This window comes from Labrys sp. (in: a-proteobacteria) (assembly GCF_047605565.1).
Lineage (GTDB): Bacteria > Pseudomonadota > Alphaproteobacteria > Rhizobiales > Labraceae > Labrys > Labrys neptuniae.
The window spans coordinates 13,045-26,969 of record NZ_JASGFM010000031.1 but is presented as its reverse complement, the minus strand read 5'-3'; the positions used below and the strand labels follow the sequence as shown (position 1 = coordinate 26,969).

Annotated in this window: 10 protein-coding genes; 7 read left to right on the top strand and 3 right to left on the bottom strand. The window is 61.3% G+C overall.

What is annotated here, in order from left to right; translation table 11 throughout:
• Nucleotide 1 precedes the first annotated feature (1 nt).
• Nucleotides 2-1,402 carry an amidase gene (locus tag QM672_RS23285; RefSeq protein ID WP_311943968.1) on the bottom strand — a complete coding sequence of 467 codons (1,401 nt, stop codon included), beginning with the start codon at nt 1,400-1,402 and terminating at the stop codon, nt 2-4.
• A gap of 321 nt (nt 1,403-1,723) precedes the next feature.
• On the opposite strand from QM672_RS23285, the gene QM672_RS23280 reads away from it, so the two are divergent.
• The 5 genes from QM672_RS23280 (at nt 1,724) to QM672_RS23260 (ending at nt 9,371) form a co-directional block, all read left to right on the top strand.
• The gene (locus tag QM672_RS23280) at nt 1,724-2,677 is read left to right on the top strand and encodes a phosphotransferase (protein ID WP_415085449.1); all 954 of its coding nucleotides are present in this window, start codon (nt 1,724-1,726) and stop codon (nt 2,675-2,677) included.
• Nucleotides 2,677-3,636 (top strand): phosphotransferase, encoded by a 960-nt coding sequence (locus tag QM672_RS23275; protein ID WP_415085447.1) that lies wholly within the window; start codon nt 2,677-2,679, stop codon nt 3,634-3,636. The genes QM672_RS23280 and QM672_RS23275 overlap by 1 nt, the downstream gene beginning before the upstream one ends.
• Before the next feature lie 85 nt (nt 3,637-3,721).
• Complete coding sequence (locus tag QM672_RS23270; RefSeq protein ID WP_415085445.1) at nt 3,722-4,012, top strand: hypothetical protein; 291 nt, start codon at nt 3,722-3,724, stop codon at nt 4,010-4,012.
• A 1,069-nt stretch (nt 4,013-5,081) separates the two neighbouring features.
• Entirely contained in the window at nt 5,082-6,203 is a 1,122-nt protein-coding gene (locus QM672_RS23265) for an efflux RND transporter periplasmic adaptor subunit (RefSeq protein WP_415085443.1), read from the top strand.
• A 3-nt stretch (nt 6,204-6,206) separates the two neighbouring features.
• On the top strand, nt 6,207-9,371 hold the full coding sequence (locus QM672_RS23260; protein WP_415085441.1) for an efflux RND transporter permease subunit: 3,165 nt from the start codon (nt 6,207-6,209) through the stop codon (nt 9,369-9,371).
• Nucleotides 9,372-9,630: 259 nt separating this feature from the next.
• Here QM672_RS23260 and QM672_RS23255 read toward each other — a convergent pair whose 3' ends face one another.
• Together QM672_RS23255 and QM672_RS23250 are read right to left on the bottom strand one after the other, a co-directional pair.
• Nucleotides 9,631-10,581: a helix-turn-helix domain-containing protein gene (locus tag QM672_RS23255; RefSeq protein WP_311943962.1), complete on the bottom strand. Its 951-nt coding sequence runs from the start codon at nt 10,579-10,581 to the stop codon at nt 9,631-9,633.
• Between the two features lie 111 nt (nt 10,582-10,692).
• Complete coding sequence (locus QM672_RS23250) at nt 10,693-11,562, bottom strand: DeoR/GlpR family DNA-binding transcription regulator (RefSeq protein ID WP_311943960.1); 870 nt, start codon at nt 11,560-11,562, stop codon at nt 10,693-10,695.
• Nucleotides 11,563-11,913: 351 nt separating this feature from the next.
• Here QM672_RS23250 and QM672_RS23245 point away from each other — a divergent pair, with 351 nt between their 5' ends.
• Both QM672_RS23245 and QM672_RS23240 read left to right on the top strand, forming a co-directional pair.
• A complete protein-coding gene (locus tag QM672_RS23245) occupies nt 11,914-13,254 on the top strand; it encodes an aspartate aminotransferase family protein (protein ID WP_415085438.1) in 1,341 nt (446 codons plus the stop codon).
• Nucleotides 13,255-13,394: 140 nt separating this feature from the next.
• Nucleotides 13,395-13,919, top strand: a complete 525-nt coding sequence (locus QM672_RS23240; RefSeq protein WP_367626034.1) for a hypothetical protein — start codon at nt 13,395-13,397, stop codon at nt 13,917-13,919.
• Nucleotides 13,920-13,925: the final 6 nt, after the last annotated feature.

Genomic DNA, 13,925 nt, shown 5'->3' with positions numbered 1-13,925 from the left:
CTCATGCCCTCGGCTGGAGCGGCCAGTCCATGGTAACAGGCCTGAGGTCCTCCAGTGCCTTGGTCACCTGCAGGACGCCGAGATCGTCACAGCGATGGCCGATGATTTGGATGCCGATCGGCAGATGCCGGTCATCGAAGGCGGTGCAGATGGTGGACGCGGGCTGGCCGGTCTGGTTGAACAGGGCGGTGAACACGGTATGGGCCAGCGGCACCTCCCGCGAGACGCCTGGCTCCTCGGCCGGAAAGTTCACCACCGGCAGGGTCGGGGCGATCACATAGTCCCAGCCTTCGAAGGCAGCGAGCAGGGCCGCCTTCATCCTGGTGATGGCGCCGAGGCTGCGGAAGAGATCCTCACCCGAATGCGAAGCTCCTTGCAGGGCCCAGTCCCGTACATAGGAGTTGATGCCGCTGCCGTCATGCGGCGGCAAATCGCTGTATTCGACGAAGCCGCGGACCTGCAGATAGAGGTCGATGGGCGCATAGGCGTCGTGATCGAGTGGCGAGACGAAGGGCTCGACGACAGCCCCCGCGCCTTCCAGCAGCCGGCCCGCCGCCTCCACGGCCGCGCGCACGGCGGGTTCCGGCTTCGGTCCGAACCCCATATCGGTGAGGACGCCGATGCGCAGCCCCCGAAGATCGCGTTCGAGATGCCGATGATACTGCATGCCGTCGCCCGGAAAACTCCAGGTGTCGCGCTCGTCGGGACGCGTGAGCACGGTCAGCATGCGGGCGATATCCTCGACCCGCCGTCCCATCGGGCCGGCCATGCGCATGGTGTCGGGCGGCAGATGCGGCACCCGACCATGGCTCGGCTTGAGCGAGGCAAGGCCGCAATGGGCCGCCGGCAGGCGCACCGAACCGGCAATGTCGGTGCCGACGGAGAGGAAGCCCATGCCGGCTGCGACCGAAGCGCCGGCACCGGCCGAGGACCCTCCGGTGTTCCAGGACAGGCCCCAGGGGTTGCGCGTGACGCCGTGCAGCGAACTGATGCCGGAGGCCATCAGCCCGCAATCCGGCATGGTCGTCTTGGCAAAGATCGGGGCACCGGTCTCCATCAGGGCGAGGGCGGGTGGCGAGTTGTAGGTGGAGGCCGGCTGATCCCGATTGGCGGCAATGCCGTGGGTATAGGGCCAGCCCACCATGGCGACGCTGTCCTTGACGGTGACCGGGATGCCGTCGAGCACACCGGCCGGCGTGCCGGCCCGGTAGCGGGCTTCGGAGGCGCGGGCCGTGGCGAGCGCTTCCTCCGGGCGCAGGCAAAACAAGGCGTTCACCGCTGCATTGGTCGCCTCGGAATGCTCGATCACCGTCTGCGTGACCTCGACCGGGGAAAGCTCCCCCGCCGCATAGGCGTCGACGATTTCACCGACACTCATGGCGACAAGGCTGGTGATGGACATGAAAGGCTCCCTGTTCCGGCGCGGATAGGGGCGCCGGTGATATCGTCCGACCTAACGGGTTTTGCCGAAGCTCGGGTAGAGGCGCGGTCTGCCGGACAAGAAATCATGGAGCATCAGGCATCCTCACCGCAGCCTTTCGCGGCGAAGATAGGATCGGGGCAATGGCCTGCGCCATCGCCTCCAAAATCACCATCGCTAGGGCAAAATGCGTCAAACGAAACGCTCCGACCCTAGCTCCTTGTTTCGACATGCCTTTGCGATTCCAGAGATGTCGCAAAGGTCTTGACGACTTCGCAGAGGCTCCGGGGGACCGACGACGGAATGAGCATGTTCGAGGAGGAGCGGGCACGGGTCGAGGCCCATGTCCGACAGCTGCCCGGCTGGGCGGCGCGCACGATCACCACGGAACCCGCCATACCGGTGCTTGCCTCACCGAGTTGGCGGGGTGTCGATGGTTCACCCTGGCGGGTACGCGACAAGGCGAGCGGCGACAGCCTGTTCGTCAAGCTCATGCATCCCGACGCCGCCTTCTATATCGACGTCGCCTGCGCCTTCCAGGCGGCGCGGCAGGCCTCCGAACTCGGCATAGGTCCCCATGTCTACCTTGCGGACGAGAGCACGGGTGGCCTGGTGACGGAAGATCTCGACGCCGGCTGGCGCACCGCCACGTTGGAGCGCTTGCTCGAGGAGGATATTGTCGATCGCGTCCTGGCGGCGCGACGACGTTTCCAGGCGAGCCCAGCCCTCCCCCGCACCGCCAGTGTCTTCGACGAGATCGAGCGTTTCCATCGGGATACCCGCGCAGCCAAAGGCCAATTGCCTGCCGATGCCGACTGGCTGCTGGCGGAACTTCGCTATGCCGGCGAGGCGCTGGTGCCGGGGCGGAAGGCCGCGGTTCCCAGCCATGGCGACGGCAACGTCTCCAACATCATGATCAGCGAGGCCGGCGACATTCGCCTGGTCGACTGGGACAGGGCCGGCAATGCCGACCCGCTGGAGGATCTCGGCAGCTTCCTCGCCGAGGCCTTCGACCAGGAACCGGAGGCGCGCGATGCTTTCGCCCGCAGCCAGGGCGGCTTCGACGAGGCCGCCTACAACCGAGCCTGGCTCTATGGCGTGGCAGATGATCTGCGCTGGGGTCTGATCGGCACGCTGGTCGCCGCCCGCTCGCCGCGCAACACCCTGGAATTCCATAAATTCGCCAGCTGGCGCCTGGTGCGCTGCCGCATGGCCGTGCACTCGCCGCGTTTCGGCGAAGCGCTGCGGAGGATCTGATGTCCGTCAAGAAACACCTCGGCGAGGCCGCAAGCGAAGCCGAACACCGCCTGGAACAGGCCGTCGCCAGGGTACCGTCCTGGCAGGGCCGCGGCGTGCACTACACCGCTTTGGTCGGCGGGCTGATGAACCAGAACTGGGTCGCCGAGATCGAGGGCGACACCAGGCGCTATTTCATCAAGGTGCCCGGCGCGGGATCCGAAATGTTCATCGACCGCGTTGCCGCCAATGAAGCCGCGCGCAACGCCCACGCCATCGACGTGGCGCCGGAAGTAGTGTTCTTCGACGCAGCGGATGGGCTGGAGATCAGCGAATTCCTGGATGGCTATCGGGCCTGCACCAATGCCGATTTCTCCGACCCCGCCATCCAGGTCGACGTGCTCGGCATCTATCGCCGCCTGCATGCAAGCCCGGCGCTTTCGCTGACCAAGACCATCTTCGACATGATCGAGGAGCATATGGAGCAGGGCCGCGAGCTCGGCGCGCATTTCCCGCCGGCCATGCCGTGGATCGAGCATCGCTATCGCCAGGCCAAGGCCGCCTTCCTCGCCTCAGGGCTCGATCTCGTGCCCTGTTTCAACGATCCCATGCCCGGCAATTTCCTGATCAGTGCCGATGGTGCCCCCAACTCGCGGCCGATGAAGTTGATCGACTACGAGTTCGCTTCCAACAATGAACGCGCCTATGAGCTCGGCGTGCTGTTCGCCGAGATGTTCTACGACGAGCAGAAGACTCTGGAACTGATCGAGGAATATTGCGGCTCGGTCCGGCCCGACATGGTGGCCCGCGTCATGCTCAACCGGGCGCTGGCCGATGTGAAATGGGCGAGCTGGGCCGTGGTCAACCGCAAGCTCAACAGCTGGGACTTCGATTATCAGAAATATGGCGTGTGGAAATATATGCGCGCGCGCCAGGTCATGTACGATCCGCGCTGGGAAAGCTGGCTGCGGCAGATCTGAAGCTGCCCGCCAGTCGCAGCAACCTCGACATTTTGTCATCACCGGGCTCGTCCCCCGCCGGACGAGGTGTCCGGTGTAGATCCGAGTGCGCGATCTCGACGAGAGGCGCGACCGGGATGCCTGGATCAAGCCCATAGCTGCCCGCTTGTACCATGTCGGCGGGGTTGCGGTGCCACGATCGACTCTGGACGATGCCAACAGGGTCCGGCCGAGTACGGTGTTCTGCGAACCAATCCCTCAGATGGTGGCCCAGACCCAGCACAGCCTATATCGGGCGACGAACGATACCGTCGAGCAGACCGAAATCATCCAATCGCAGGGCACGCCATGCACCACCTGCCGCTTCCAGGCAGGCCTTGGAGGTTTCGACGAATGACGTCCTGCAACCGTTCGCGATCCGGCGTTGGGTCCACGGCGGTCTTCTTCAACCGCACGCGCTCATCCTCGAGCTGCTTTGGCTTCCTCATCTCCGGCGGAAGTGTGCCTGCATATTTTTACAATTAAGGTAGATCAGCCCAGTTGGCGCTCGCTGCTCCGCAAATATCTGCGGGTGAGATACCCTCATTACCCTGCTTCAGTAGAGCCATTTTCTACGCGGCCGAGAACTTCGACGCCTTCATCGTCTTCCGCTCATTTTTCCAATCGGGAAAATTAGGCGAAAAATCCAAACAAAATCGGTCGAGTTTGAAGGATTAAGATCAACTCATCATCCATGAAAAGCTCTAAAAATATATGTGGAAATAGCACCAGTGTTGGTTTAGGTTTTTTAAAAAAATCAGGAGGTTCGCTTTAGATGGCCGAACTGGTGATCTACCTCATATAAGCGGTGCTTGTTACGCCTATGAGGGAGCTAAATTGTGAGATGCTTAGGCGGATTGCTTGCCATCGTTATAGCGCCTGCTTCGTCGCATATCGCCCAAGCCATGCCGGCTGGCGGCGTCGATGGCAGTCAGGCGTTGTTGAATAACGGAACGACTCAAATCGCAGCGCGCCGGGCCATGGCACGCCATCCGCTGGGCAGACCCCATATTCGCCGAGGAGATCGGAGGATCATTCCGGGAAACAGACGGATGGTCCGCAGGGGTACTGTGGTTGGAAGAAAAAATGTGGTTGTTCGAAACTGGCCCAGGGTGCGCCGCCCCTTTGAGTGGCTCACATCATGAAGCTCTATTTTTACGGCGGGACACGCACCGTTGCGAAATTGGAATGAACAACTACTCCGAACACTGAAATGACAATTTTTTTCTACTATAAACCTTCAAAATGAGCGCGAACGAAAGAAACACTCGCCAAAAACCAAATATCTTACTGAAAAGGCCCGAAATTTATCTCTTTCACACGATTGGCATAATGTAAGCTGCAACAGAAAACGCACACTAAGCCTATCTCATGAACTGAAACTCAAGATCTGACACCGTGTAAGAGATTTATGGAAGGAAAAGTCGATGAGCTGGTTAAACGCTGTGCGGCGTGGATGCTATGCTTCAATAATCGGTCTTTCGTTTTCTTTCTCCTTTTCGGCTTTTTCGATTGCCGCGGATGTCCCGGCAGTACCGGTCTCCACCGTCGTTGCCGAGCGTCGCCCTGTCACGCAATCGGTCGACTTCGTTGGCCGTATCGAGGCGCCGGAGCGTGTCGAGATCAGGGCCCGCGTCAAGGGCGTGCTGGATGACGTGTCGTTTCGTGAAGGCGACACCGTTGCTGTGGGAGCCCCCCTCTACAAGATCGAGAAATCGCTGTTTCAGGCCGACGTCGAACAAGCTCAAGGCGCTCTTGAGCGGGTGAAGGCCGAACTGACGCTCGCAACCATCCAGCGCCAACGCGCGGAAGACCTCGTTGCACGCAATGCGGGAACCGTCGTCGCCAGAGACCAGGCCGTTGCCCAGGAGGCCCAAACCAAAGGTGGCGTAACATCGGCGCAAGCAAGCCTTCAAACAGCGATGATCAACCTTGGCTACACCGATATTTACGCGCCGATCGCTGGCCGCATTGGTCGAACTGCCGTGACCAAGGGCAATATTGTTGGGCCAGACAGCGGTGTTCTGGCAACACTTGTCAGTCAAGACCTGATGCATGTGACCTTTCCGGTCAGCCAGCGAGATCTGAGCCAAGCGAGAAAAACCGGCGAGGGCAAAGCTGTCGAAGTCAGGGTCCGCTTCTCCGACGGGACACTCTACGACCAGGTCGGTAAGATAAATTTCGTTGATGTGACAGTCGATCGTCTCACGGACACGGTCATTATCCGGGCCGATATACCGAATCCATCGGGCACCTTGATCGATGGGCAATTGGTCAAGGTCGAGCTTCAGACAGGTAAACCGCAAGAACGCGTGCTCGTGCCCCAGATTGCGCTGATTGCCGATCAAGCCGGCATCTACGTCTTCGTGGTGGAGGATGGCAAGGCTGTCGTCAAACGCATCAAGACAGCGGGCGAAAGTGGCGCTAGCGCAATCATTGCCGATGGATTGTCCGGTGGAGAACAGGTGGTCACGGAGGGTTTCCAAAGCCTTCGCGCGGGAACACCGGTGAGAGCCACACCTGCGACGATCATAGGCGAGGGAAAGTAAGCCATGCTCTCCTCGGTTTTCGTCGATAGGCCGCGCCTGGCAATTGTCATTGCCATCATCACGGTGATAGCCGGTCTGCTCTCCTTGTTTGTCATCCCTATCGCGCAATATCCAGACATTGTCCCGCCGCAGGTTTCGGTCACGACATCCTATCCAGGCGCTTCCGCCGACATTATCGATGCGACGATTGCACAGCCTATCGAGGCGCAAGTCGTGGGTGTCGATAAGCTGATGTATATGAAGAGCGTCAGCGGCAATGATGGCAGCTATTCGCTCATCGGCTCTTTCGAACTTGGAACCGATCCGGACATCAATACCGTCAATATGAATAATCGCGTCCAAACTGCGATTTCCAAGCTTCCCCAAGACGTCCAGAAGCAGGGCGTCACCGTCAAAAAGAAGTCCTCGGCGCTCCTTGGTGTTCTGGCCATATACTCGCCAAAGCACACTTATGATCCTCTGTTTATCTCGAACTACGCCACGATCAATCTCCTCGACGACCTGAAAAGCATACCGGGCGTTGGTGATGCCAGTCTGTGGGGACCGCAGGACTATGCCGTTAGAGCATGGGTGCGCACAGATCGCCTGACAGGACTCAATCTCGCGGTTGGCGACATAATTCGTGCAATCCAGGCGCAGAACGTCCAGGCAGCAGTGGGGCGGATCGGCGCACGCCCGATCTCGGACGATCAGCAGCTGCAGCTGAACTTGCAGACCAAGGGGCGGCTCAGTTCGATCGAGGACTTCCAGAAAATCGTGTTGCGGACCAATCCCGACGGGTCGCTCCTGCATCTGGGAGATGTCGCCCGGCTGGAACTCGGCGCTGCCAATTTGGATCGTGAGACGCTCTTCAATGGCGGTCCTTCGGCGGTGCTCGCGCTCTATCAATCGCCGGGGGCCAACGCCATTACCACCCTCGATGCGGTGCGGGCGCGCATGACCGAGCTTGCCGCAAAATTTCCGGACGACCTTGATTGGAAGGTGACCTATGATCCGACCGTCTTCGTCAAGGATACGATCCATGAGGTCCAGAAGACGCTGATCGAGGCGTTCATTCTTGTCGTCTTCGTCGTTTATCTCTTCCTGGGCAGCGTCCGGGCGACGCTGATCCCGACCTTGGCTGTTCCTGTCAGCTTGATTGGCAGTTTCATCGTTCTGAATGCGATCGGCTACTCGGCCAATACCGTTTCCCTGCTCGCCATCGTGCTGTCCATCGGCATTGTCGTCGATGACGCGATCGTGGTCGTCGAGAACGTCGAACGCATCATGGAAGAGCACCCGGAACTGTCGGCTGCCGATGCCACCAAGAAAGCCATGGCGGAGATCACCGCCCCGATCGTCGCCGTTACCCTCGTCCTCCTGTCGGTGTTCGTTCCGGTTGCATTCATTCCTGGAATTTCCGGTGAATTGTTCCGGCAATTCGCGGTCACGGTCGCCGTTGGCATGCTGCTATCGGCAATCAACGCCCTGACATTGTCCCCGGCACTGTGTGGCATTCTCCTAAAACCGGGATCCCATGGCCCCAAGCGTGGCCCGATCGGCTATGTCATGCGCGCTATCGACCGGATCCGGGACGGGTACGGCGCCGTCGTAGCGCGTTTGGTACGCTTTGCCGTGATCGGCATCGTTGGCGTGGGCGCTGCGATGGGGGGCGTCTTTCTCCTGGGGAAGAAGACACCGACCGGATTCCTTCCCGAGGACGATCAGGGGGCTTTCTTCGTCGTTGTTTCCTTGCCGGGAGGAGCGTCCGTCGCACGCACCAGCGATGTGATACGACAGGCCGAGACGATCTTGAAGAAGGAGAACGCCGTAGCCGATTACACATCGATCATCGGACTGAACTTCATCGACAACTACTCTCAGCCTAACGCCGCCTTCATCGTCGTAACGCTCAAGCCATTTGAAGATCGGAAAGACCGGTCCCTCTCGGCCAGCGCGGTGATTGCCCGGCTGGGGCCAGAGCTTCGGCAAATTCGGGATGGCTCGGTCGTTCCGCTCGCCCCTCCGCCGATCGTCGGCTTGGGGACAGGCGGCGGTTTCACCTATGTGCTGCAAGACTTGCGCAGCAGCGATCCGAAGGCCTTGGCCCAAGTTGTTCGCGGGCTCACTGTGGCGGCCAATCAGGATCCGCAACTGACACGCGTATTCAGCACCTACTCGGCAAACAATCCGTCGCTGTTCCTCGATATCGATCGTGAGAAGGCCCAGATCCTGGGTCTTTCCCTCAGCGATGTTTTCCAGGCCCTTCAGGCCTCGCTCGGCGGCTACTATGTCAACGATATGAACCTGTTCGGGCGGACCTGGCAGGTCCAGGTCCAGGCCGAAGCTGCCGATCGCAAGTCTGTGGAAGACATTTATCGCATCAATGTCCGCAACGCGGACGGCAAGATGGTGCCCCTGCGTTCCTTCGTCGAAGTGCGCGTCGTTGTCGGGCCGCCTTCGCTCATTCGCTACAACAACAAGAGAGCGGTGACGATACAGGGTGCCCCCGCTCCTGACGTGTCATCGGGGCAGGCACTTGCCTCGATGGAACGCGTTGCAGCCGCTACCCTGCCCGACGGGTACAGCGGAGCGTGGACGGACACGGCATTCCAGGAAAAGCGAGCCGAAGGCAAGACCGGATTCATCCTCGCCTTCGCCGTATTGTTCGCCTTCCTCTTTCTGGTGGCCCTCTATGAGAGCTGGACCATCCCGGTTCCCGTCTTGCTATCAGTATCGGTCGGTATTCTCGGCTCTTTTGCCGCGATCACCATCGGCCACCTTACACTCGACCTCTATGGTCAAATTGGCATGATTGTGTTGATCGGCCTTGCCGCCAAGAATGGCATTTTGATCGTTGAGTTCGCAAAGGAGCAGCGCGAGCGGGGGGTGCCTTTGCTCGAGGCCGCAACGGAGGGAGCACGGCTGCGTTTCCGTCCCGTCATGATGACGTCGCTTGCCTTCATTCTCGGACTGTATCCCTTGGTGGTCGCCACCGGCGCCTCTGAGATTGCGCGGCGGAACGTCGGTACACCCGTCTTCGGCGGTATGATACTCGCTTCCTTCATCGGCATCTTTGTGATCCCTCCGCTTTACGTCCTGTTCCAAGGGCTGAGGGAGCGGCTGCGTTCCGGAGCGCGGCCGGCTATTCCCGATGCAAAGGTCCCGCAGGTACCGTCGTCAGAGTAAGACAGGATCGCGCTTTGGAGCTGAACCGCGCCGGATTTTCCGGCGGCTCCAGCTTTCCAAGTGGAATTGAACCGTGACGAAGGCGCCAGGCACTGTCTCGTTGGCGAGGGTATGACGCGGTAGCGTGACGGAGCGTTGAAATCAGGCTGATGTGCCGGTACCGGGCATGACCTCGGCATAGTTCTTTAGTCAGGGCGTCCGAACAGACTCGGAAGCGCCGGGCTTGCCGGTGCAATTGAGCGGGTCCGAAGACCCGCCCTCAGGGCGAAGCCTGCAGGGTATGGGCCGTGAAGCCGCGGCGCGGCAGGCGCTCCTGCGTCTCCACCGCCGGCAGCGGCATCTTCAGCTCCGGCGCCTCCTGCGCAGTGCGGCGGGCATCGCGCGGCGCCATGTTGAACTGGCGGCTGAAGCTGCGCGAAAAATGCGAGACGTTCTTGAAGCCGACCTGGTAGGCGATCTCCGAAACGGTGAGGCGTCCCCCCGGATCGCCCACGAGCAGTTCATAGGCCCGCTGCAGGCGCCTGAGCTGCATGAACTGGCTCACCGTGGTGTCGTCGTCGTTGAACAGGCTGTAGAGATAGCTCAGCGAAATCCTGCTGCTGGCAGCGATCTTGCGGGGCGTCAGTTCCTGGTCGCCGAGGTTTTTCTCGATGAACTCGAAGATACGCCGGCGGAGATGGTAGCGCGCATTGCGGACATCCACGGTCGAACCGCGATCCTCGGCACCGATGGCAAGTGCCACGAAACTGAAGATCTCGGTGGCGAGCGCTTCCGGATTGGGCGGCGGGCAATCGACGAAGACCTCCGCAACACTGCGCAGCAGATCCACCATGAGGCGTGTCATCTGCACATTGGCCCCGAAGCGGCGGCCGATGTGATCATCCACCGATGTCAGCCGCCCCCGCAATTCCAGCACGGGAATGCGCAGGACCATGAGCGCAGTATTGGCCTGGGCAGCGAATTCGTGAAATTCCATCTGGCTGAGCAGCACATATTCCCCCGCCCCGACACTGCCCGTACGGCCGGCCTGCGCATAGTGCAGCCTGCCGCTCAAGGGGACCAGGAGCATGTAGCAGGCCTCGCTGGCGCCTTTGGCCGGCTCGCAATGACAGATCCGTTCCCCCTCGGCCTGCGTGATTTCCAACGTGAGCCGACCGATATGGATCGGCCGTGATGCCGCGGGTCGCGTGCGGATGGCAGGATGATGCATGAGGTGGCCCCGTTCCGTCTGTCTGGATGATGTTCGATCTTGTTATGGCTGGCCGGCAATCTGGTGATGACCGGGCCCGTCAGCGGCTCTGCGGCCACCTGGCGTGAAGGGTTAGCGTGCGCCCTCCCCGGCATTCTCGTTTCGTGGACCGGCCACGATCACCTCGGTGCCGGCCTCCTTGAGGCCGCCGGCGAGCGAGCCTTGCGGCTGCCTGTCGGTAACCAGGCGGTCGATCGCATCCCAGCGCGAGCAGATGGCGACCGCGAGCTGGTCGAATTTGGCATGATCGGCCACCACGATCGCCTCGGCGGCGCGCTGGACCATGGCGGCGTAGACGGCACCGGCCTCCTCGTCGGCATCGTAGATGCCGCGGGCACCCAGGCCCGTGGCCCCGACGATGGCGCGGTTGGCCTCGTAGCCGTTGATGCTGGCGATGGTCTGCGACCCCAACAGATAGCCTTCGCTGGCATGGAGGCGGCCGGCACAGAACAGCACGCGGATGGTCGGGTTGGTGCCGAGCGCCATCGCCGCGGCAAAGTCATGGGTGATGACGGTGATGTCGCGGTTGCGGGCAGCCAGGAAGCGGGCGACGTGATAGGTCGTGGTGCCACCTCCCAGCATCAGCACTTCCTTGGGCAGGATCATGGCCGAGACGGCGGCGGCGATCGCCTCGCGCTCGGCGATCATCACGTGGCGGCGGTCGCTGCGTGACGGTTCATGGGCGAAGGGACGCGAGGCCCCGCCATAGGTGCGATTGATCAGGCCCTGCTCATGCAGTTCGAGCAGGTCACGCCGGATCGTCTCCCCGGAAACGCCGAGGGCTGCGGCCAGTTCCGAGGCACGCAAGGTCGGTGCGGCGGAGAGCTGCGCGATGATGCGCTGCTGGCGCACCTCCTTGGAAAGCCGGTCCCGTTCCTGGTTCGGCTGGACCGAACGGGAATATCTGTCTTCCTTCTCCGCGGACGGCGCATCGTTTGCCATCGAGAACCCCACCAATTGGCGTCACTACCGGAAACGGGACTTGGCGTCCTCTCTCATGATCTTGTGCCGATAAATGTGGAATGTCCACAAAAAATGCGGAACTTTCCTCACATCCACATGCAATCATCCAACCCGGCCGGCTTCACGTATTGACCAAACGGATAAATTTGGCGTCGTTTTTCGCATAGTTTGAGAGATGCGATGACACTCGCTCCTGATATTCTTCAAAGTCTGTGCTGAGGGTGTTTGAAGATTGTGGAACCTCACACACAACTCGATGGTGGTTGCAAAGTTGCTCGTCTCCTCCGGGAGATGCCGTCAGCCATCCCCCGAACCCGCCTGGACCCTGCCATGCAGATCGAGAAGGAAATCCTCGCCCTCAACGCCTATGACCCGCAAGCGGCCAAACCGAGCGACGAGCAGACGCGCCGCGCCGTGGAGCGGCGCCTTGGCACTTTCGGGCAAGGCGCGGTGCTGTTCTATCGGGAGCCCATCGAGGCGGTGAGCGCCGAGGGCGTGTGGATCCAGGGGGCGGATGGCAGGCGCTATCTCGACGTCTACAACAACGTACCCTCCGTCGGGCATTGCCATCCGCGGGTGGTGGAGGCGATCCGGCAGCAGGTCGGCAGGTTGAACATCCATACGCGCTATCTCAATGCCGTCGTCGACGACTATGCCGAGCGCCTGCTGGCGACCCTGCCGGAGGCGATCGGCAATCTGGTCCTCACCTGTACCGGGAGTGAAGCCAACGACCTTGCCCTGCGTGTCGCCCAGGCGGCGACCGGTGGCACCGGCTTCATCGTCAGCGAGATGGCCTATCACGGCAACACGGCGGCCGTGACCGACATTTCGCCGTCGTCGCGCCCCGGCCGCCCGCTCGCACCGCATGTGCGCACCGTCCCGGCGCCCGATTCCTATCGCAAGCCGGACGAACATCCCGGCGAGGTCATGGCCGCCGCCGTGATGGCGGCAATCAAGGAGATGGCGAGCAAGGGCATCCGCTTTGCCGGCATGATCGCCGATACCATCTTCTCGAGCGATGGCGTCCACGCCGACCCGCCCGGCCTGCTGGCCCCGGTCATCGCCGCCGTCCACGTCCAGGGCGGCCTTTTCATCGCCGATGAGGTCCAGCCGGGCTTCGGGCGCACCGGCGATGCGCTCTGGGGCTTCCAGCGCCACGGCATCGTCCCCGACATCGTCACCATGGGCAAGCCTATGGGCAACGGCTTCCCCATGGGTGGCATGGCGCTGAGATCGGACCTGCTCGCCGCCTTCAACGCCCGCGACAAATATTTCAACACCTTCGGCGGCAATCCCGTGGCCGCGGCCGCGGGCCTCGCCGTGCTCGACGTGATCAGGGAAGAGGGTCTCATCGAGAATGCCCGCGATGTCGGCCGTTATCTGCGCGACAGCCTGCGGGAGATCGCCAACCGCCATCTTGCCATCGGCGAAGTGCGTGGCGCCGGGCTGTTCATCGGCCTGGAATTCGTCACGGACCGCGAAAGCAAGACGCCGGCGCCGGAAACGGCCAGCGCCATGATCAACGGGCTGCGCGAGCGCGGTGTCCTGATCGGCGCCGCAGGCGCCTATGGCAACACTCTGAAGATCCGCCCGCCCCTCTGCTTCCGCCGGGAGCACGCCGACGCCTTCGTCGACCATTGCGATGCGGTCCTGGGCCAGATTCGCGGCTAGAAAAGCGACTTCACGGTCGCCTTTGGCAGGCTGTATTGACGCAAAACCATGCTGCGAAGCCTCGCAAGCAGCCTCAGGCCTCACTTACTCCACACCTGGATGATCACATTTGTCCAACCACGGTTGAGTAGGAGCGAGTCATGCATAGTTCGTCTCTCGTCGCGATCTTGTCGTTGTCGCTTGCGGCAGTAACATCGGCATCTGCGCAAATGCTCGGCGAGAAATACACGCGGTATCCCGACCAGCCGGCCTGCACGCTTTTCGTCTCCCTCGATAAAATCAAGTCAGGACGCCCGCTTCCTTCCGATTGCATCAAACTGCGGCAATTCCAGAAAGTGACCTATCAACGCAATGTCGGGGGTTACGAAGTCGTCGATGTCGGTGGCCGTATCTATTTCACCTTCGGAAACTGCAACTACGCCGGCAATACCAGCCCTTCAAAGAGCTGCTTTACCTTCAGGTCCAACGCCGCGGACATGAAGGCTGACGATGTCAAATCCGCCGAACGCAAGGCAGCAGACACCAAGCGGCGCCTGGACAAATGCCTGCAACCACAGGTGCCGGCCCGTCCTGGTGAGCAGAGGGCTGCGCCACGAAACTGCACGTCGCTTGCCGCGACATACAGGAACGACAAGATGAATTTGGATCGCATTCGCGCCCAATAGATTGTG

Coding starts and splice junctions, on each gene's coding strand:
- QM672_RS23285 (WP_311943968.1), bottom strand. CDS start 1,402: ATGTCCATCACCAGCCTTGTCGCCATGAGTGTCGGTGAAATCGTCGAC.
- QM672_RS23280 (WP_415085449.1), top strand. CDS start 1,724: ATGAGCATGTTCGAGGAGGAGCGGGCACGGGTCGAGGCCCATGTCCGA.
- QM672_RS23275 (WP_415085447.1), top strand. CDS start 2,677: ATGTCCGTCAAGAAACACCTCGGCGAGGCCGCAAGCGAAGCCGAACAC.
- QM672_RS23265 (WP_415085443.1), top strand. CDS start 5,082: ATGAGCTGGTTAAACGCTGTGCGGCGTGGATGCTATGCTTCAATAATC.
- QM672_RS23260 (WP_415085441.1), top strand. CDS start 6,207: ATGCTCTCCTCGGTTTTCGTCGATAGGCCGCGCCTGGCAATTGTCATT.
- QM672_RS23255 (WP_311943962.1), bottom strand. CDS start 10,581: ATGCATCATCCTGCCATCCGCACGCGACCCGCGGCATCACGGCCGATC.
- QM672_RS23250 (WP_311943960.1), bottom strand. CDS start 11,562: ATGGCAAACGATGCGCCGTCCGCGGAGAAGGAAGACAGATATTCCCGT.
- QM672_RS23245 (WP_415085438.1), top strand. CDS start 11,914: ATGCAGATCGAGAAGGAAATCCTCGCCCTCAACGCCTATGACCCGCAA.
- QM672_RS23240 (WP_367626034.1), top strand. CDS start 13,395: ATGCATAGTTCGTCTCTCGTCGCGATCTTGTCGTTGTCGCTTGCGGCA.